We start from the raw sequence: 446 nt of genomic DNA, 5'->3' as shown, positions 1-446 counted from the left end.
CATCCTCCAGCTCGCGGGAGGGATACGTCTCCGAGTCGGCGGTAACCGCCAGCACCCGCTCCGGTCCGAGCGTATCGAGCGCTACCTTCAACAGTAGCGTGCTATCGACGCCGCCCGAGAAGGCGACGACGACCCGGTCCATCGCGACGAGCAAGCGTTGAAGGTGCTTATGTTTGTCCTGCAGCATCGTTATCACAACCTTCATCAAAGTAGCGATAGAGGGAAACGCAACCTGCGGCGCCGCCCTCTATCTCTCGTGAACCCTGTTAGTTCAAAACGCCGGTCAGCTGCGACGAATCGGCCGCCTGCAGCTTCGTCACTTCGCCGAAGGTATCCTTCAGCCCCTCGAATACCCGGGCATGCAGCGGCAGCAGACGCGCATACACCTCGCGATGCGCCGGATTCGGCTCGTAGCGCACTTCTGATGCAGCGACGCTGGCAGCAGA

General features: G+C 61.2%; 2 pseudogenes. Both read right to left on the bottom strand.

Going from position 1 to position 446, the window contains the following annotated elements:
- Positions 1–187, bottom strand: a pseudogene (locus PA598K_RS00730) (ATP-dependent sacrificial sulfur transferase LarE); the annotation flags it as partial.
- 79 nt (positions 188–266) lie between these two features.
- Positions 267–446 (bottom strand): annotated as a pseudogene (locus tag PA598K_RS00725) (gluconate kinase); the annotation flags it as partial.

This window comes from Paenibacillus sp. 598K (assembly GCF_003851045.1).
In the GTDB taxonomy this organism is placed as follows: domain Bacteria; phylum Bacillota; class Bacilli; order Paenibacillales; family Paenibacillaceae; genus Paenibacillus_D.
This window is presented reverse-complemented; position numbering and strand designations above follow the sequence as displayed.